Raw genomic sequence first — 19,651 nt, 5'->3', positions numbered from 1 at the left:
TTTCGTTTATGAAATCGGCCTATAAATTACTGCTAATATTAATGCTTTCGCTTTTCGTTTTGCCGTGTGCTTTTGCGCAAGACCTTTTAAAATTTGTAAACCCAAATATTGGTACAGCACATAGTAGGTGGTTTTTTTACACACCCGCAGCAGTACCTTACGGAATGGCCAAACTCGCTCCCTCAACCAATGGTAGTTATGGAAATTTACAAGGTTGGGAGGCTGTTGGATATGATACACGTCATACTTCAATAGAAGGTTTTGTGCATTTTCATGAGTGGCAGGTGGGTGGAATAAGTTTTATGCCCACCGCGGGCGAGCTTAAAACTGTTCCGGGCTTACTCGATAAACCTGGTAGCGGTTATCGCTCGGGTTTTAATCGCGAAAATGAAATTGCTCAGCCAGGTTATTATTCCGTAATGCTTGATGATTTTAAAATAAAAGCTGAACTCACGGCAACTAAGAGAGTGGGCTTCCATCGATATACGTTCCCAAAAAATGACAATTCCCGAATCATTCTATCTATTGGAAACATTCAGGGAGAAAGTGGTCCGGTAACTGATGCATCGATAAAAATGCTAGATGATAGTCATTTCGAAGGCTTTGTTATAACTTATCCTAAATACGTTAAAACATATGATGAAGGTGGTAAAGTGGCCATGTATTTCTATGGCGAACTAAATAAAACTCCAAAAAGTGTTGGTGCATTTAATCAGGAAAAAACAAGTGCTAATACAAGAAGCTCCTCAGGTGTTGGAGCAGGATTGTTTTTAGGTTATCAAACCCAAGACAATGAAAGTATTGAGATTAAAGTTGGTTTATCTTACACTTCGGTTAGTAATGCCAAAATTAATTTGCAAACGGAAGCAGCTGCTTTGAATTTTGATGAAGCTAAGAAAGCTGCCCAGTCTGAATGGCAATCGGAACTCGGTAAAATTAAAGTATCATCAAAAAATAATGCTGATAAGGAAAAATTTTATACCGGATTGTATCATGCATTGCTTGGCCGTGGAATTGCCAGCGACGTAAACGGTAATTTCCCCCGTCATGATGGAACCATTGGGCAATTGCCGAAAGATAAGCAAGGCAAGTCTGGTTATAATTTTATGAATACTGATGCCATTTGGGGCGGTTTTTGGAATATTACCCAGTTGTGGGCTTTATCTTATCCATCTCACTACAGTGATTTTGTGCACACCCAATTGGAAATTTATAAAGAACGGGGATGGTTTGGAGATGGTATAGCCAACAGTAATTTTGTATCAGGCGTGGGTACTAATTTTGTCGGACTTGCAGTAGCTGGTGCTTACCAGGCTGGAATTCGTGATTACGATTTAAATTTAGCCTACAAAGCGGTGTTGGGCAATGAACTAAATTATCAAGACAGATTGGTAGGTTCGGGTAAAACAGATACCAAAAGCTTTATTCAAAATGGTTATGTACCTTATTTAGAAGCAGATAAAACCGATTCAACGGGTGCTCATTTTTCAGGATCTCATACCATGGAATATAGCTATAGTGCGTTTGCTGCGGCTCAACTAGCCAAAAATATGGGTAAAACAGGTGACTATAATAAGCTTATTAAGTTATCAAATGGTTGGCGGTTATTGTTTGATAAAGAACTAAAACTTATCAGACCAAAAACTATTCAAGGAAATTTTATTGATAAATTCAATCCTTTGGAGGCTTGGAGAGGTTTTCAGGAAGGAAATGCCACACAATATACATTCTATGTTCCTCAAAATCCTAAAGGTTTAATTGCAGAAATTGGAACCAAAACCTTTAATGATAGGCTAAATAATATATTCGAAACTTCGCAGAAAAATGCTTTTGGCGGAGGAAAAACAATTGATGCTTTTGCAGGGATTCAGTCTCTTTATAACCATGGTAATCAGCCTAATCTTCATATCAGCTGGCTCTTTAACTATTCTTCATCGCCATGGTTAACACAAAAATGGACCAGGGCCATCTGTGATGAATTTTACGGAACGGAAAGTATCCATGGCTACGGCTATGGACAAGATGAAGATCAAGGTCAGCTGGGTTCTTGGTACGTAATGGCTTCAATGGGATTGTTTGATGTGAAAGGATTGACGGATGCCCGACCGACAATTCAACTAGGAAGTCCTGTTTTTGATCAGGCTGAAATCCGATTAGGAAACGGGAAACAACTGTCTATCAAGACCGTTAATAACTCAAAACAGAATGTTTATGTGCAATCTGCGCTATGGAATGGCAAAGTGTTGAACAATTCCTGGCTCTATCGTGATGAGTTAATGAAAGGTGGAAAATTAACTTTCAATATGGGTAATAAACCCAATAAAAATTGGGGCGTAAAATTACCACCGCCATCTCAGCAATAATTGTCGAACGGCTTTCTACTTAAACCTGCTTTATGAAATATTGCTTTCTTATAACATGCTTACTTTTCTGCCTCCATGGCTTTAGTCAGGAAGGGAAAAACAATACGCTATATAAAAGCAGGGCTGATGCTATGTTTGAAAAGATATGGCATCATTATCGGGTACAACAATATCCTGGTCTGTTTAGTGAATATTATCCATCAGGAAAAACAGTTTCACTCGATTACTTTCAGGGTGCAAATGTAGATGAAAAAGCGGTGAGTTTTCTTTGGCCATTCTCAGGAATGTTTTCTGCAGCAAATGTTTTGATTCGATATCCGGATTTAAAGCCGAAATACAGTAAATACCTGGATAGTTTAACAATTGGGGTTTCTGATTATCGTGATACCACCAGATCGCCAGTGGGTTATCAAGCCTATCCGGCTACAATGGAAAAATCAGATCGGTATTATGATGATAATGCCCTTGTTTGTATTGATTATTTGGAAGCTTATTTAAACACAAACGATAAAAAATATATCTCACAGGCAAAAGAAGTTTTTGAATTTATATTAAGTGGGTGGGATGAACGCCTCGGTGGCGGGGTATATTGGTTAGAAGGTCATAAGGATCAAAAACCAGCTTGCAGTAATGGAATGTCTACGCTGGCTGCGTTAAAACTCTACCAGTGTACAAATGATGTACGTTACCTTAATTGGGGTAAAAAATTTTATAATTGGATGCATGACACCCTTAGAAATCCTGAAGGCATATATTATAATGATGTAAAGATGGATGGTAAGCCCAAGAAGGTTTATTATACCTACAATACCGGATCAATGCTGGAATCTGCCGTATTACTTTATGGCTTTACAAAGGAACCTAAATATTTACAAGAGGCAGAACTTGTAGCTGAAAGCTCATACCAATTTTTTTCTAATAAAGATAATGCTAGTGGAATGCACTTTAATATCGATTTGCCCTGGTTTGTTACCGTATTATTTCGTGGTTATGAAGCGCTGTATCATGTAAATCAAAATCCAACTTACATTAATGCGGTAGCCCGGAATTTAGATAGTGCATGGAACCAATCTGCTGATGGGGCTGGTTTTTTATCGGCGAAATGGGCTAGGGATGAAGCAGCAAAAAAGAAACCGAAATGGTTGTTAGACCAGGCTTGCATTGCGGAGTTATATGCCAGAATGAGTTTGTTAAACATCAAAAATAAATAATTGCAGCGTGAGTGATAAAATAGTTTTAGGCGTAGATATTGGTGGATCGCACATTACATCGGCATTGGTAAATGTAAACAATGGGACGCTTGTAGAAGGCTCACATTATAGGGCTAAAGTAGATTCTCAAGGAAGTGTTGAAGATATTATAAATGCCTGGTGTGGTGTTATGCTAAAAAGCCTTCAGTCTGATACTCATTCAGGAAAAGTCGCCATAGCAATGCCCGGACCCTTTGACTATATCAATGGAATATCTTACATGAAAGGGATGGGTAAGTTTGATGCCCTTTATGAACAGGATATACGCACATTAATATTACATGCTATTGGTAATTCAATCCATGAAATTTATTTTTATAATGATGCGGGTTGTTTTTTACAGGGAGAGTTGGCTTGTGGACCAGCCTCAGCTTACAAAAATGTGATGGGTTTTACCCTCGGAACAGGATTTGGCTCGGCAATAGGAACTGAAGGCTTAGCTACCGATGCCTCATATTGGCAGTTTCCGTTTATGGGAGGCATTTGTGAAGATTTTTTTTCTTCGAAATGGCTGGTTTCAAAGTATAATATTTACTCAGGTAATCAGGTAAACAATGTAAAAGAACTGATTGATACCGTTCAAAGAGCAGATCCTTTATTTCAGGTGTTTGATGAGTTTGGTATAAACCTGGGTATTTTCCTATCAAAGCTGTATAAAAATACCCCTCTTGATTGTGTGGTGTTGGGTGGAAATATAGCTAAAGCATCTTCTCTTTTTTTGCCTCAATTGCAGAACTACATGAGTGCAAGATCTATATCACTTCCAATATTTATTTCGGAAAAAGGAGAAAATGCAGCATTGATTGGTGCGGCTTATTCAAGGTAATTTGGATTTTAAATCAGGCTAATTAATAAATAACTAATCCTATTTCATATCTGTTAGGTTATACGGCTATCTATCCTAGCGGATATATCATGTCTCGAAGGTGAATATTTTACCTCAAACCATTCTATTTACTGAACCTCGAAGTACATTTATTTTTAAGCCTGCTGCGATAAATAGGGAGCTTTTTTAGTTAAGAATTAATATTAACAAAATATTAGCGGCTTAGCTTTGCCCCAACAATAAAACAGAATGGAAAGACGATTAGCTTTAAAAAATTTAGGCGGATTTTTACTACTACCATCCCTTGGTATTGGGGCTACTTCACCTATAAAAAAGCCAGTGCTTAGGGTTGCGCACATTACCGACGTACACCTTAAAAATGAGTTTGGAGCACCCGGCAAATTTATTAAATGTCTTCACCATATTCAAGCGCAGTCGCCAAAGGTAGATCTCATTCTTAACGGGGGAGATGTGGTATTTGATATGAATAAGGAGAACATCAGCACCATTAACAACCAATGGCGTTTGGTTAGAGATACCATGAAGAATGAGTCTGACATTCCGATTCGCTATTGCCTTGGAAACCACGATATATGGTGGGGTGAAAATAGTCAGAATGACGTTTTTTATGGCAAGAAGTATTCAATGGATCAGTTGGGCTTGGCTAAGCCATACTATAGTTTTGTGCAGGCAGGCTGGAAGTTTCTAATCCTGGATAGCGTTCATTTGGATATTGATAAGAGTTGGTATATCGGAAAGCTTGGCGAGGCACAGTTTGAATGGCTTGAGCAAGAACTTAAAGCTACACCAAAAGATATGCCTGTATTGGTCATGTCGCACATTCCAATCCTTACCGCTTTATTAATGATTGAAGATAATATTGTAAACAAATGGACAATGCTTGGCGGTGATATGCATACTGATACCGCTAAAATTATAAACCTTTTTTATAAATATCCTAATGTAAAACTCTGTTTGAGCGGTCATTTACATATGAGAGACAAAGTGGTTTACAACACCGTTACTTATCTATGTAATGGTGCAGTTTCTGGCGCCTGGTGGGAAGGGCAGAGGAGGGAAACACCTCCAGGATATGGTCTTATTGATCTGTATTCGGATGGCAGCTTTGAGGAAAGCTATCGTACTTATGAATCTTAAAACTAAAAGCAATGAAAATAGAAAGCCCCAGATATTTATTTGTGGCTTTCTACAATAATGGACCTAATTTTAGACACTAACCAATAGCTTAACACAAGCATAATATATCCTGAACAACATCTTAAGATATAAACTGTTAGTGTTTTTGGAGAAACACCTCAGGGGTAATTATTAATTATGTGGGAAATTATACTAATGGTGCTGGGTGGGCTTGGCCTGTTCCTATTTGCTATAAACAATCTGTCCGACACGCTAAAAGAACTGCTTGGTGATAAGGCTAAAACGTGGCTTGGCTACTTTACAAAAAATATTTTTACTGCTATATTAACCGGAACTGTAATTACCACAATTCTCGATTCTTCATCTGCGGTAATTATTATGACCATTGTGCTTGTTAATGCAGGTGCTTTGACATTCAGGCAATCAATGGGGATAGTAATGGGTGCCAACATTGGAACAACCTTTTCCAGCCAGCTGATTGCCTTAGATATTGGTCAATATTCCCCTATACCTATTTTTCTGGGTTTGGTATTTAGTTTATTCTCCAAAAGTGAAAAAGTTTCTAAAACCGGGAAGGTTTTACTTTATTTTGGCATCCTATTCTTCGGTCTTTATACAATGGAACGTGCAGTTGAACCTTTAAAAGATGATCCTGCTTTTTTAACCTGGATGGAAAAATTAGACAATCCGCTAAGGGGAACCGCTATTGGAGCGTTAGTAACTTTAGTCATTCAATCTTCGTCTGCTACGGTCGGAATGGTAATCACCCTCGCTAAAAAAGGACTTATAAACTTGGGCGGAGGTATTGCTATTATGATTGGTGCCGAACTTGGTACGTGTTCAGATACACTATTGGCAACCATTCGCTCGGATAGACAGGCTTTAAAGACAGGTATTTTTCATTTGCTTTTTAATATTATTTCGATTACCGTCGGACTTCTAATCTTTCCATTGTTTATTGGATTTATTCAGCAAATCTCTGGCAATGCTAGTATTGAACAAAAAATAGCCAATGCCCATATGATTTTTAATACCGCGGGGGTATTAATCTTCATCCCATTAGTGCCATTATTCGAAAAGATATTAAATCGATTGCTGCCCACAAAAGAAAAAACGAGTGCATTTAGCCTCGTCTGAATTTTTGATTTTAAAGCATATATGTTTGTATAATGGCTCCCAATATTTATCTATCAGTGCAGCATATGCAAGATGGTTTCCATCTGCTAAAAGTACCAGTAATTTGCTGTCAGAGGAGGCATTCATAACTAACACCAAAATTACAAGCCAATTGTAAACTGAGTATTAATTCTAGGTAAGTTATGGCTCCGGCTATCTTTCTATGAAATTAATTAAAGTAAGCATTTGATTTAATCAAGCCTTTGGCCGATTACTATTTAATAAATGCTGGCGAAAAAAAGTTTCCGGTTTATCTGGTTAGGAATGAGAGGTTAATTGCGAATAATTTCCAATTTTACTGTTTTAGGTGCATTGGCATTAGTTAAATTATTATTTGGAATCACATCTATAAATTTTATAGTGTGATTTACGTCGCCTAATTTAAATTTTGCATTATCACTAATGCCTGCGGTTTTGCAGTCGAAGCCAATGCAAAGGCTTATATATTTGGTTTGCAAGCCAGATTTAACCGTCATTGAAACCACTGCTTTTCCAGCTACTACGCAGAATGCATTAATCGGACAACGATTATCTTCAATTGACGTAACGGTAAATACAGATGAACCAATGTTTTGAGGCGTATTAATGCTGAAATCTCGAGTTTCTGTTATGGCTTCAAAAGATTTTTTCTTACAGCCTGAAGTCATAATCAATAATGCGATAAATAAATAATATAAGCGTTTCATTTTTTGAGGTTTTCTTACAGAAACGGTTAAGGACAAAAAAACGCTACAACTGTTTAATATATAATTTGTTGCAGCATAAGCTTAGAATAATTAAACTTTGACAATACAATAACCGTTAATAGAAGCGTAAATCATTCAAAGGAATACAGAAGTAAGAGCTCATTATTACAATCTTCGGCAATAAATAGAAATTTTTTTATCTATTATTAAAAAGACCTATTCTGATCATAACTGCTATCATCCTTTTCAGCTCTATCTCTAAAATCTTTTAAAAATTCCTGCACTTCTTCCGGTGGAGTGGTTTCGGCTATTTTAACTTTATTTAATTCATCAGTAGGATTGCTTTGCTCTTCCTGTCTGAGATCTTTAATCGGCTCCGTAGGTTCGGGTATTTTCTTCATAGTTATCAAATTTTTAAGGTTAACGTATAGAATTATAATTAAGTTTTTTAGAATAAAGTATAAGTTGTATATCGCATCATATACTATATCTAAAGTTTTTTTTTACTTTAATACATTTCAGTATCGCAAATCGAATCTGCTTCACCCAACCGAATTCAATGTTTTTTGCAAAAAAAAATGCAAGGCGTGGAATCCTTGCATTTTATCTAAATCTAACATTTATCCGATACATCTATACCTTACTTTGTGTGAAAAGTATATATACTACATCCACTTTAAACATAAGTTTTCAGTTAAGCTAAAACGGGTATTTAATGTTTTCTTAAAGGGTATAAATACAATTTTATCTTTTAATATTAAATATCGGGGTTTCTTACAGTTTTAAATTTTCCAAACAAACAAATCAAATATTTACCAGTTTTTTAAAACTATGTCAATTGGCTTATGTTGTCAAAATGCATAATAAAGCTAATAATATGGAAAACTACACAACCGATCCAAAGGAAGAAAAGAAAGAAAATGAACAAAATGATGATGGTCTAGACAATCAAAAGCATGAAGATAATGATTTGCAAGACGGATTGACTGGTGAAAGCGATGATGAAGAGGATGTTGCGGGAGATCTGGCTGGTAATGCTGGCGGAAATACAGATTAAAAAATTAATGCACAACATCTTTAAAGTTTAACAAATAAATTATGGTATTTGAAAATCTAATCTCTGGCCTTATTGGTGCAGTTGCATTAAATCTGCTTCATGAGGGTCTGAAACATAAAAAAGGCACACCCAGAATTGATTTGTTAGGTGAAGAAGCATTAACCAAAATTCTTAATGTTTTCGATGTAAGTATAGATGGCAAAAGTAAACGTTATCAAGCTACACTTGCAGGAGATATTATCTCCAACTCATTATATTACAGTTTAATTGGTAATGGTTCTTCCACATTTATTTGGCACAGGGCAATTTTATCAGGACTTACAGCTGGGATTGGTGCGGTAACTTTGCCAGTGCCAATGGGGCTTGATGAAAAGCCTGTTGCAAAAACTAATCAGGTAAAGATGCTTACAATTGCGTACTACCTTGCCGGAGCATTAGTTACCGCTACGGCTTTAAAACTTATAAAACCAACTGTTAAATTATAATATGCCACATTAATTTGATATTGAGGCATATTATAATTCGTTTCTAACTCATTATTATTCTATATTTCTATTTCCCCCTGACATTCTTGGTGCGTTGGTTGTGCTATCTGGATAACCTTTGGTTCTTGCACTATCAATAGTTGTTGTATCTACAGTAGCTTTATTCGTATCAGAATACCGATACATGCTATCTGCGTTTTCTTCGTCGGCTTTATTTCCTGAACATGCTGCAAAAAGTAATGTGCCAAGGCTTAATAATATTATTGTCTTTTTCATATAATTGGGATGTTGTAGATTATACTATAATAAATTTTTTATGAGATTGTTTGATTAATTTTAAAATAGGGGATAGTCGAATTGATTTTAGGTTTAATTGTTCTTATTATCCAACTTATTTTTTTGCTCTTTATATTTTTGCTTCTTTCTATCTGTCGATGTAGTATCTCCATCTGCTCAATCTCTTGCGCCTATTTTTTCATATTTAAGAGTGGTATCTTTCATTTCAGGGTCAACTTCCGATTGCTTAGTTTTTTCGGGGTCGGTAACACAAGCGGCAAGTAGTATAATCGAAAAACATGCAAAAATTTTTGGTATTGTATTCATAGTATTTGTATTTAAATGCTTTATTATTTATTCAATTCACTTAACCATAGCGCATTAATGAATTCTAAAATAGTAAAGCACATTAGTTATTTTAAAATACTACAAACGCTAGCTTAAATGGGTTTAATTAATTGAAAAACAGGTATTTTACTTTTAAATGGGATCTATACTGCTTTTGTGCATTTGCAAAATTTAAAGGAAAATATGTGGTAGTATATGTAACCGCTAACAAGCGATAAATAAAATCTAACCTTAAATAAAAAGCTTATGTTTCACCATTCAAAAGACCTTCAATTTAACGCAAGAGTCTCTAAACCCGACCCCGCCTTTGCAAACATCTTATTAGAACAGTTTGGCGGAGAAAATGGAGAGCTGGCAGCAGCAATGCAGTATTTTACACAAGCATTCGGCGCCAAACAACCTCATCCAGATAAATACGATATGCTAATGGATATCGCTACTGAAGAATTTAGCCACTTAGAAATCGTTGGCGCAACAATACAAATGTTGCTAAAAGGCGTAAATGGAGAGTTGAAGTACGCTGCAGAATCTTCAGAAATTATGCAAGTTTTAGATGGAAAGGCAACAAAAGAGAATATAATTCACTCTGCCCTTTCTGCCAATCCACATTTTGCAGTTTTAAGCAGTGGCGGTCCAAGATTAGCAAATAGTCAAGGTATCCCTTGGTGCGCTTCATATATTCATTCCAATGGAGATTTGACAATAGATTTGAGAAGCAACCTTGCTTCAGAATCTAGAGCAAAGTTGGTATATGAACATCTTATGAAGTTTACGGAGGATCCGTATGTTAAAGAAACGCTTTCATTTTTAATGACACGCGAGGTAGCCCACTTTAAAATGTTCGAAGCCGTCTTAGATACTATAGAACCGAATTTCCCTCCCGGCGTATTGCAAGCTGACCCAAGATTTACGCAACAATATTTCAATTTATCTCCCGAAAAATCATTTACTGGTCCATGGAATCAAGGTGAAATGCCTGGTATGGGTAAGGATTGGGAATTTATCGATAATCCTTTATCCTTTGTTAAAGAAACAAGCGGATTAACTGATTTGGATGATGATAAGGAAGAAGAACTGAATCAGGTTCAACAAAAAAACCTGATAATGAATGAAGAAAAAAGTGAAGAAGTAAAATCTGCAGAACCAGATGGTATAGCCATTTGGAGCGATTACGGTAAGATTAGTGAATAAGTGATGTTATAATTTGAATAACCGGAAGCAACCCTTCCGGTTTTTTTTTATAGATTTATCAAAAATTGAATGTCATTGGTTTAAAATTATCCAATTAACTTTGAGGCTGCTTTAGTGCATCTTTTAATTTGATTTCAAATGAAGATCCTTTACCAACCTCACTACTTACAGTAACGCTGCCGCCTGCTGATGTTACAATGCTATTTATTAAATAAAGTCCAACCCCTGTACCTTCAATATCGGGGTTTAAACGCTCGAATTTCTTAAAGATGGTTTCTTGATGTTCCTCACTTATACCAATTCCATTATCCTTAACGCAAATTATAAAATCTTCATGCTCAACTTTTGAAGTAATGATAATCTCTGGTGTTTTATCCAAAGGAGTATATTTTATAGCATTATTTATCAGGTTAAAAAGCGCACTCCGTAGTTTCCTTCTGGCAAAGTATAATTGAGTATCGTGTAGTTCTAATGTTATTTTAGCATTCCTTTCCAAAATCTGGAAGCTAAGGGTGAGGCGTACATCTTCAATAATATTTTCCAGGTCGATTAACTCATCAGTAGCATTATACGTATTTCTACTGAACCTTGTTTCACTCAATCCATTAACTACATCTTTCATGTTTTCCAAACTACCTTCAAGATTATTTAGTAGTCTCGGAAATTTTTCCATCTGCTCATTACTTAGCCTTTTTATCAATTCGATAGATAAACCCAAACAATTAATAGGGTTTTGAATGTCGTGAGCTATGGTATCCAATAGCAACTCATGCTCAGCTATCATTTTTTCCTGCTCTTTTAAATCTCTTATCCTTAGTGTGATATCAACGAAGGTAACAATCACCCCATTTGTTATATTTTTACTTTTGATGTGATATGGAAGAATATTCATCTGATACCATTTCATATCTGTAGTTTGAATTTCCTTTTCTAAAATTTCACCACTCTCGATAACAGCACTTATATTTTCAATAATAGTTGGGTACCGAAAATTATCAATAAATTCTTCAAAGGGTTTTCCTATAAACTCTTCTTTTAATGTAAACTGCTTCATTGCCGGCGGCGTAAATTTTCGTAGTCGCAAGTTTGCATCTACAAATAATTGCGGAATAATAGTATTAGAGAAATAGTTTTCTAATTCCTCATTTAGTTCTATAAGTTCGGAGATCTTTTCATTAGTGCTCAGCATAAGTATAAGGTTTGATTGATGATTAGTGTCGAAGTTATTATAAATAAAGAAACATTTATATGCTGCTGGTTTTAAATATTGGTTATGTACAAAGAACACCTGCTTTTTCTATAAGTTTCTATTAACTAGAGAACGCGTAGTTAGATTAATAAACCAATATTTACGGATAATTACTGGTTTTAAAGCCAAGCGTTAGAGGCTATTGTCTAATGTATTATTAAACCTACATAATTGATTGTAGGAAAATAAAGAGAATCTGTATGATGATGTAGGTGAGATAATATTAGCGTGTTAATGGATAATTTGAGCAAATGAGTCTTGATAATTCCATTTCAGATTAGAGTAAATTCATGATTATAATTACATTAAATAATTTTTTATCATGGATTTTTGATGGGTGAAATTTATAAGTCGGTTTACTTTTTATGATGCGGGAAATACCCTTTTTAACAATTTGAGTGTATATATCTGCTTTTGGTATCCTTATTTTAAGATAACAATGCTACTTTAGAAGCCGACTTTAACGATAAGAGTTAAAGTAATTAAAGTGTGCCTGTAATCCCTATTAAATAAATGAAGACTAAAATTTTAATCATCGATGACGATGAACTTACCTTATTCTTACATAAAACGCTAATCCAAAACAGCGAATATTCTTTAGGAGCTAAATATTACCTCAGTGCCGAATCAGCACTTAAATACATCACTAAAAATATTTCTCTTAATACTGCATTTTTATTACTGCTGGATATTAACATGAAAAATATGGATGGTTGGCAGTTGTTAGACGAACTTAAAACCATTGCTAATGAACACAATATTTATGTGGTTTTGGTAACGTCATCTACAGATGAGGCTGATAAAAAACGTGCTTCTAGTTACAAGCAGGTTCATGGTTTTCTATCTAAACCTTTAAAATTAACTGATTTTAAAATGCTAAAACGAATAAAAAAATTATAGATGCTTATTAAGCCTGCTAAAAGCTACGATTTCAATTATTGTTAACTTGCTTATTACTAAACTATTAAACAAACTAAAAATTCGGTGCCTTTAAGCGGATGCCGGGTTTTTATTTCCATTTTTCCATTCATCTCATTTATTAGTTCGTTAACTGATGAAAGTCCAAAGCCATATCCTTTCTCACCGCTTGTTCCTTCGCTGGTTTCTGCAAGTCCGTTGAGAATATCGCCAATAAGTTGAGGGGGAATACCTACACCTGTATCTACAATTTTTATAATGAGTTCCTTCTCATCTTTAACCACTTTCAAATCTAAATAAACACTTACCTCTCCATTTTCGGGTGTAAATTTTAAAGCATTAGATATCAAATTACCAATAATTTGAAGGAGTTTACTTTTTGTAAAGTATTCGAGGGAATATCTCTCGTTAAAACTTATTTCAAGCTCAATATCTTTACTAACAGCCTGAGGTAAATACAGCTTTTTTAGGCTTTCTGCCAGGTCTTTTAGGGTAATTGCACCCGGACGTATAATTAATTTGTGCGGAACAGATGCTACTTCAGTTTCAAGAATATCATTGGTTAAATCCAATAATCCAATGCTACTTCTGTAAATCATATCCATTGCCTTCGAAGTCTCCTTTAACGTCTTTTGATTTGTTGGATGTTTAAAGATTTTAGCAACACCAACAATGCCCAATAACGGACTTCTAACATCGTGAACAACCTTCTTTTTGATGGTTTCTGCCTTAATAACAGCGTTTCCTAAGGTTTCTATAGCACGATAATTTGCTAGTTCACGGCTAATTTCACTTGCAATAATATTTAGAATTTCTTTTTCCTTTGCTTTAATTTTCTTTGTTTTAACATCAAGAACGCATAAAGTGCCGATATTAAAGCCTTCTTCACTTTTTATCGATATGCCATAATAATATTGATAACCTGAACAGGTAAAATCTTCAGAAAAATATTTATTCGAGCTTGTAGTGTTAATTTCCAGCGGTTTTTCTTGTGCAATCGTATACTGACAAATAGTCCTATCTCTAGGATGCTGATCTAAATCGATTCCATAAACGCCAATTACCCACTGTGTGTCTGCATCAATTAAACTAACTATGCAAACCGGGACACCTGTACTTAGTGCAGCTAATTTCGATAAGTTTGAAAAATTCTCTCTGAGTTCAGAGTAATCCAAATTATAACTCGACAGACTTTTAATTCTGTCATTCTCATTTAGTAGGGACGACATTAACAGATTTATTTGATCGCTAATCTACTAAATTAATACTATTGTTTCTTAAGCATATTATTGATGTTGTGAATAATTAATTATGCAAGATATGTATGTTTAACACTGCGTGCTATATTCTGCAGGCAACATTACATTTTGATTTGGTTTAAAAAGTTAATTTATTTGTTTACTAACCAAGAAGTCAACATTTGGGTATTCAATAATAATTTTTAAAGAAAATCTGATGGGGGATATTAGAATAGGCCAAACAACCAAAGTGTTATTACAACACTTATCAAAGCCTGCATGCGTTGTAAGAAAGGAAGGGCATTCCATCGAAATTTGTGCTTATAATGAGAGTTTTAACAGAATCTTTAAAATTAAAGAGCATTCTATTTCTTGTAAAGTTTATAGTACCGTAATTACTAATTTAGTAGTAAATAGAAATGAAGAAGTAGCCCAAATAATTAAAAATATACAAAAGGCTTTTATCAGCAAAAAGAGTTCTGCGTTTACAATTGATAATATTTTTGAACATACAGCCAATCATATATTTTCTGATTCTTTACTAGAAATTACAAATACACCAATTATTGATGTAGAATCTGGTGAGATGCTTATCCTGCAAACAATTAACGAAAAGCAGCAAAAAATAAACGGCAAAAAGCTCAACGAAACAAATACTACAGCTACTACAGAGAAATTTATTCAAGATATAAAAACTGTTAAGGCTAAACTATCAAAAAGCGAACGGCGATTTCGTAGTTTAGTTCAAGATGGTTCTGACCTTATTGCTATTCTTGATGCTCAGGGCAATTACTCCTATGTAAGTCCAACTTCGAAATTTATTTTAGATATGGAGCCTAATGAATTTATAGGATTGAATGCTTTCGATTTTATACATCCTGAAGATATAGAAACTACACACAATGGATTTTTGAAGTTGGGGATAGAAAAAAAAATCGAACTTCAGCCTTTTCGTTTTCGCCATAAAAATGGAAGTTGGCGTTGGGTAGAAACCATCATTACCGACCTTCGAAACGATCCATCGATAATGGGAATTGTAGCAAATTCTAGAGATGTTACAGAAAAAATTTTATCGCAGCTTGCACTCGAAAAGAGCAATGAACGGTACGAATATGTTTTAAAGGCAACTTCTGATGCAATTTGGGATTGTGATTTGCAAACCGGACATGTGTTTTGGGCTGAAGCTTTTCGTTTGATGTTTGGTTATACCAAATCTGTTAAGCCATTTACAATGAGTAATTGGAATCAGAAAATTCATCCAGAAGATATTGCATCGTTTACTGCAGGAGTTAGTAATTTTTTAAATGGTGAGGAAACAAAATGGGAGAGTGAATACCGCTGGCTAAAATCTAATGGACATTATGCTTACATAATTGATATGCGTTTTGTTATAAGAAACGAATCAGGTAAAGCGGTAAGAATGGTTGGAGCCATTAAAGACATCACAGAAAGAAAAAAAGAAGAGCAAAGGCTAAAGCTGTTAGAATCTTTAGTTACGCAAACAACTGATGCCGTAACCATAACCGAGTTTGAAAGCATTGATTACGGCGGCCCAAAAATAACTTATGTGAACCAGGCTTTTACCAAAATGACCGGCTACACTTTTGAAGAAGTTATAGGGAAATCTCCGGGTTTTTTACACGGACCGAAAACAAGTCAGCAAGAATTGCAAATTTTAAATGAGGCAATTAAAAACTGGCAGCCGGTAGAGGTAACCGTTTTAAACTATCGTAAAAATGGAGAGGAATTTTGGATGAACTTTTCGGCAACACCAATTGCAGATGAGAAAGGCAAATTTACCAACTGGATAGCCATACAAAGGGATGTAACCGAAAGCAAAATTGCAGAAGCACAAAAATTATTAATAAGCGAAATCAGTCAAATCTTCAATCGGGGTAGTAAACTTTCAAATGTTTTAAAACTCGCACTAAATAGAATAACCGAAGTAGGAAACCTATATATTGGTGAATTATGGTTATTAGATAGTGAAGAAAAAAACCTGAGATTAATTGCCAAAAGTGTAAATCATCCTGATGCTCGTAAATTTTACCATCCAAGGTGGAATGTAAAAAGTGTTAAATTGGGCTCGGGCTTGCCGGGTCGAGTTTGGGAAACAGGCAGTTCGGAAATTTGGACATCGAATTGCGGAAAGCCACTTATTCGCGAAGAATCTGCCAAATGTGCAGGTATAATAGAACTCCTTGGAATACCACTGAGCCATAATAATGAAATAACAGGTGTAATGGTTTTAGGGTTTTCTGGTTTAGAAAATTCGAGTTTTGTTACCAAGTATTATGAAAATCTTGGTAGGTATTTGGGTTCTGAAATAAAAAGGCGGCAATTAGAAAAGGAGCTTGACCAAATTTTTAGTTTTGCTCCAGATATTCTTTCCATTACCACATTCGATGGGTATTTCAAAAAAATCAATCCTGCTGGTTGCCGTTTATTGGGATATTCATCAGCCGAAATTCAGCGTGAACCTATTACGTATTTCCTGCATCCCGAAGATAAACAAGCAGTTTTAAACAGATTGCCAAAAATTGGAAAGAGCAGCGAAACATTTTCTTTTGAGAACAGATGCATCACCAAATCAGGAAAAATTAGATGGCTGGCTTGGACGGCCAATGTGGTTCCTGAAGAAGGACTTGTGTATTCAGTCGGTAGAGATATCACGGAGAAAAAAAATCTTGAAGACTTGTTAAATAAATCAAACTCATTAGCAAATATTGGGAGTTGGGAAATTAACCTGCCCAATAAATCCGTTTACTGGTCTGAAATAACAAAGAAAATAAGAGAAACACCAGATGGTTTTGTGCCAGATTTAGATACAGAAATTAAGCATTACAAAGGAGGCAAAAATAGGAATACGTTTAAAAAACGATTAGATGGATGTATAAAAGATGGACTATCGTGGGATGAAGAACTGGAAATAACAACTTTCCAAAATAAATCTAAATGGATTCGTTCTATCGGTCAGGCAGAGCTATTAAATGGAAAACTTATTCGTATTTATGGAAGTTTTCAAGATATAAACGATAGGAAAAAAGCAGAAATTGAAGCTGGTAAAGCCTTAATTGCACTCGAGCAATCAGAAAAACGTTACAGCGGGCTCTTCCAACTTAGTCCCTTGCCAATGTGGGTTTACGATGTAGCAACATTAAAATTTTTGGAAGTTAATCAAGCCGCTACAGAGCATTATGGATACAATCCGGAAGAATTTATGAATCTAACCATTCGCGATATCCGCCCGGTAAGCGGTATCCCTATTTTAGATAAGGTATTAAAAAGAAAATTTAATGCGCTTAACAACCATAACCAAGGCATATTTATTCACAAAAAGAAAGATGGCTCTTTAATAAATGTTGAAATCAAAAGCAGTTCAATTGTATTAAAAGAAAAAATGTCGAAGGTGATTATAGTTAACGGTATTACCGAACGCCTTAACTATTATAATGCAATTGCAGAACAAAATGCAAAGTTAAGAGACATTGCCCACATTCAATCTCACGTTGTTAGGGCTCCGCTTTCGAGGCTAATGGGGCTAGTTTACATATTAAAAAACAAGCTCATTCAAAAGGAAATGAGCGATGAACAGATTATTGCAGCTATCGAGGCCTCTGCACAAGAATTAGACTTAAAAATTAGAGAAATAGTAGATAATACCGTACCTTATATTTAATATTATGAACATATTGGTAATTGATGATGATGAAATAATACTTTTTATTCATAGAACCCTGCTTGAAAATGAAGGTATTAACATACCGGTAAGCTATTTTTCAAGTGCGGTAGAAGCCTTACATTTTCTTGATGAACATTCAACTAATTTAGGTAAAACATTACTACTGCTTGATATAAATATGCCTGAAATGAATGGATGGCAGCTTTTAGCCGAAATAGAATCTCGTTCGTATGCTCATCTTATTTCTACCGTTATGGTAACTTCCTCGGTAGATGTTCAAGATAAAAAGAAAGCGCAACTAAGGTATAATGTTGCTAATTTTATCAGTAAACCAATTACGGATACAGATATAGAACAGCTACGAAAGAGTGAAAATTTAAGTATATTCTTTAAATAAAAAATCATCAGCCGTGTTAATTGAAATTAAAAATTTGATTTATATAGTAGAAATATAAGTTGAGCAGTGCTGTATTATTGGATAAAACGTAATATTATTTAGGTTAACGTCTTCCCCTTCCTTATGTTCATATTTCATTTGTTATTCTTTCTCTTATTTTAATTCCAAAAAGGTTTAAAGAAGAGTTAACACAATTTTTGCTACCTTCCATAAATCGTCCTATAAGATTTATGCAAAGCAAACAAGAGCAGATTACCGAACTGCTAGAACTCAATGAAGAGTTGGAAAATTATTTCTACAACACAATTATCCCTCAGCTTTTTGTCGATTCTGCGTTATTGCTTAGAAAATACACGCCTCCGGCAATGAAGCAGTTTAACTTAAGTGAGGCACATATTGGTAAGCCGATAGCAGATGTAACCGAAAACCTGCGTTATCCTACCATTATTGAAAACATAAAAACTGTAATAAAAACGGGCGAAATCTTAGCCAAAGAAATCCAGACTACAGACATGTGCTGGTATCAAATGAACATCATTCCTTACATCATAAAAAGTAAAAATACTACCAATGGTGTAATTATTACTTTTGTAGATATTACCCCACGCATTCTAGATTTAAAAGATCAGGAAAAACTAATTATTGAGCATGAATTGTTGCTTGATACCATCGCACACGATATAAAAAATCCAATTACAGCGTTTGGTTTATCTATTAAACTGTTTAAAAAGCTATCTGCAGTGCAAAAAGATATGCTAAAAACATTGGTTGGTAATTTAGAATTAAGTTTACTTACCATGCAAAAGGTAGTAGATGAACTTACTGAAACCCGATTTCAGAACCACAAATACCAGGCGCCGGCAGAATTATTGAGCATTGAAAACCTTATAGAAGATGTTCGCTTAACACTTGCTTCGCAAATTTTTGAAAGAAATGCAGTTCTTAAATTAGATTTGAAACACACACAAATATCATTCAATAGAAGAAAATTTAGAAGTGTGCTGTACAACCTAATTAATAATGCAATAAAATATACTCCTGAAGATAGAAACCCTGAAATTACAATTACTTCAAGAGCAAAGAAGGGTACATTTGTACTTGAAGTGAGCGATAATGGTATTGGGATAAATAAATCAGATTACAAATCAATTTTTGAAAAATTTGGCCGCATTAAAGATGAGGTGGAAGGAATGGGAATAGGTTTGTATTTGGTAAAAAGCATCATCACATCAGTAGGAGGTAAGATTTCAGTAAAAAGTAAAATTGGCGAAGGTTCATCTTTTAAAATTACGTTGATTGATGACACCGCGGAATAGGTTTTTAGATTTTACCGAATGCTGCGAGCACTAAA

At 34.9% G+C, this 19,651-nt stretch carries 18 protein-coding genes; 12 read left to right on the top strand and 6 right to left on the bottom strand.

Annotated features, from left to right (window positions below):
* Positions 1–8 precede the first annotated feature (8 nt).
* From ACFOWA_RS07805 to ACFOWA_RS07785, 5 genes are all read left to right on the top strand, one after another.
* A complete protein-coding gene (locus tag ACFOWA_RS07805) occupies positions 9–2,363 on the top strand; it encodes a GH92 family glycosyl hydrolase (RefSeq protein ID WP_378983660.1) in 2,355 nt (784 codons plus the stop codon).
* A 32-nt stretch (positions 2,364–2,395) separates the two neighbouring features.
* A complete protein-coding gene (locus ACFOWA_RS07800) occupies positions 2,396–3,574 on the top strand; it encodes a glycoside hydrolase family 76 protein (RefSeq protein WP_378983658.1) in 1,179 nt (392 codons plus the stop codon).
* 7 nt (positions 3,575–3,581) lie between these two features.
* The gene (locus ACFOWA_RS07795) at positions 3,582–4,439 is read left to right on the top strand and encodes an ROK family protein (RefSeq protein ID WP_378983656.1); all 858 of its coding nucleotides are present in this window, start codon (positions 3,582–3,584) and stop codon (positions 4,437–4,439) included.
* Positions 4,440–4,688: 249 nt separating this feature from the next.
* Positions 4,689–5,597, top strand: a complete 909-nt coding sequence (locus tag ACFOWA_RS07790; RefSeq protein WP_378983653.1) for a metallophosphoesterase family protein — start codon at positions 4,689–4,691, stop codon at positions 5,595–5,597.
* Between the two features lie 177 nt (positions 5,598–5,774).
* Positions 5,775–6,734, top strand: a complete 960-nt coding sequence (locus tag ACFOWA_RS07785) for a Na/Pi cotransporter family protein (RefSeq protein ID WP_378983650.1) — start codon at positions 5,775–5,777, stop codon at positions 6,732–6,734.
* A gap of 311 nt (positions 6,735–7,045) precedes the next feature.
* On the opposite strand, the gene ACFOWA_RS07780 is transcribed toward ACFOWA_RS07785, so the two are convergent.
* Positions 7,046–7,459, bottom strand: coding sequence for a hypothetical protein (locus ACFOWA_RS07780; protein WP_378983647.1), 414 nt, complete (start codon positions 7,457–7,459; stop codon positions 7,046–7,048).
* 206 nt (positions 7,460–7,665) lie between these two features.
* On the bottom strand, positions 7,666–7,860 hold the full coding sequence (locus ACFOWA_RS07775; RefSeq protein WP_378983644.1) for a hypothetical protein: 195 nt from the start codon (positions 7,858–7,860) through the stop codon (positions 7,666–7,668).
* A gap of 476 nt (positions 7,861–8,336) precedes the next feature.
* Here ACFOWA_RS07775 and ACFOWA_RS07770 point away from each other — a divergent pair, with 476 nt between their 5' ends.
* Entirely contained in the window at positions 8,337–8,516 is a 180-nt protein-coding gene (locus ACFOWA_RS07770) for a hypothetical protein (protein WP_378983642.1), read from the top strand.
* Positions 8,517–8,557: 41 nt separating this feature from the next.
* Entirely contained in the window at positions 8,558–9,001 is a 444-nt protein-coding gene (locus ACFOWA_RS07765; protein WP_378983639.1) for a hypothetical protein, read from the top strand.
* Between the two features lie 54 nt (positions 9,002–9,055).
* Here ACFOWA_RS07765 and ACFOWA_RS07760 read toward each other — a convergent pair whose 3' ends face one another.
* Together ACFOWA_RS07760 and ACFOWA_RS07755 are read right to left on the bottom strand one after the other, a co-directional pair.
* Positions 9,056–9,277 (bottom strand): hypothetical protein, encoded by a 222-nt coding sequence (locus ACFOWA_RS07760; protein WP_378983636.1) that lies wholly within the window; start codon positions 9,275–9,277, stop codon positions 9,056–9,058.
* Between the two features lie 177 nt (positions 9,278–9,454).
* The gene (locus tag ACFOWA_RS07755; RefSeq protein WP_378983633.1) at positions 9,455–9,604 is read right to left on the bottom strand and encodes a hypothetical protein; all 150 of its coding nucleotides are present in this window, start codon (positions 9,602–9,604) and stop codon (positions 9,455–9,457) included.
* A gap of 267 nt (positions 9,605–9,871) precedes the next feature.
* On the opposite strand from ACFOWA_RS07755, the gene ACFOWA_RS07750 reads away from it, so the two are divergent.
* Positions 9,872–10,816, top strand: coding sequence for a manganese catalase family protein (locus ACFOWA_RS07750; RefSeq protein WP_378983630.1), 945 nt, complete (start codon positions 9,872–9,874; stop codon positions 10,814–10,816).
* 94 nt (positions 10,817–10,910) lie between these two features.
* Here ACFOWA_RS07750 and ACFOWA_RS07745 read toward each other — a convergent pair whose 3' ends face one another.
* The gene (locus tag ACFOWA_RS07745; RefSeq protein WP_378983627.1) at positions 10,911–12,005 is read right to left on the bottom strand and encodes a sensor histidine kinase; all 1,095 of its coding nucleotides are present in this window, start codon (positions 12,003–12,005) and stop codon (positions 10,911–10,913) included.
* A 573-nt stretch (positions 12,006–12,578) separates the two neighbouring features.
* On the opposite strand from ACFOWA_RS07745, the gene ACFOWA_RS07740 reads away from it, so the two are divergent.
* Complete coding sequence (locus ACFOWA_RS07740) at positions 12,579–12,965, top strand: response regulator (RefSeq protein ID WP_378983625.1); 387 nt, start codon at positions 12,579–12,581, stop codon at positions 12,963–12,965.
* 56 nt (positions 12,966–13,021) lie between these two features.
* On the opposite strand, the gene ACFOWA_RS07735 is transcribed toward ACFOWA_RS07740, so the two are convergent.
* Positions 13,022–14,212 carry a GAF domain-containing sensor histidine kinase gene (locus ACFOWA_RS07735; protein WP_378983623.1) on the bottom strand — a complete coding sequence of 397 codons (1,191 nt, stop codon included), beginning with the start codon at positions 14,210–14,212 and terminating at the stop codon, positions 13,022–13,024.
* A gap of 226 nt (positions 14,213–14,438) precedes the next feature.
* Between ACFOWA_RS07735 and ACFOWA_RS07730 the strand changes: the two genes are divergently transcribed.
* From ACFOWA_RS07730 to ACFOWA_RS07720, 3 genes are all read left to right on the top strand, one after another.
* The gene (locus ACFOWA_RS07730) at positions 14,439–17,900 is read left to right on the top strand and encodes a PAS domain S-box protein (RefSeq protein ID WP_378983621.1); all 3,462 of its coding nucleotides are present in this window, start codon (positions 14,439–14,441) and stop codon (positions 17,898–17,900) included.
* A 4-nt stretch (positions 17,901–17,904) separates the two neighbouring features.
* Entirely contained in the window at positions 17,905–18,300 is a 396-nt protein-coding gene (locus ACFOWA_RS07725) for a response regulator (protein WP_378983619.1), read from the top strand.
* Positions 18,301–18,530: 230 nt separating this feature from the next.
* Complete coding sequence (locus tag ACFOWA_RS07720; protein WP_378983617.1) at positions 18,531–19,616, top strand: sensor histidine kinase; 1,086 nt, start codon at positions 18,531–18,533, stop codon at positions 19,614–19,616.
* Positions 19,617–19,651 lie beyond the last annotated feature (35 nt).

Origin of the sequence: Pedobacter lithocola, assembly GCF_042650845.1 — a bacterium.
Lineage (GTDB): Bacteria > Bacteroidota > Bacteroidia > Sphingobacteriales > Sphingobacteriaceae > Pedobacter > Pedobacter lithocola.
This window is presented reverse-complemented; position numbering and strand designations above follow the sequence as displayed.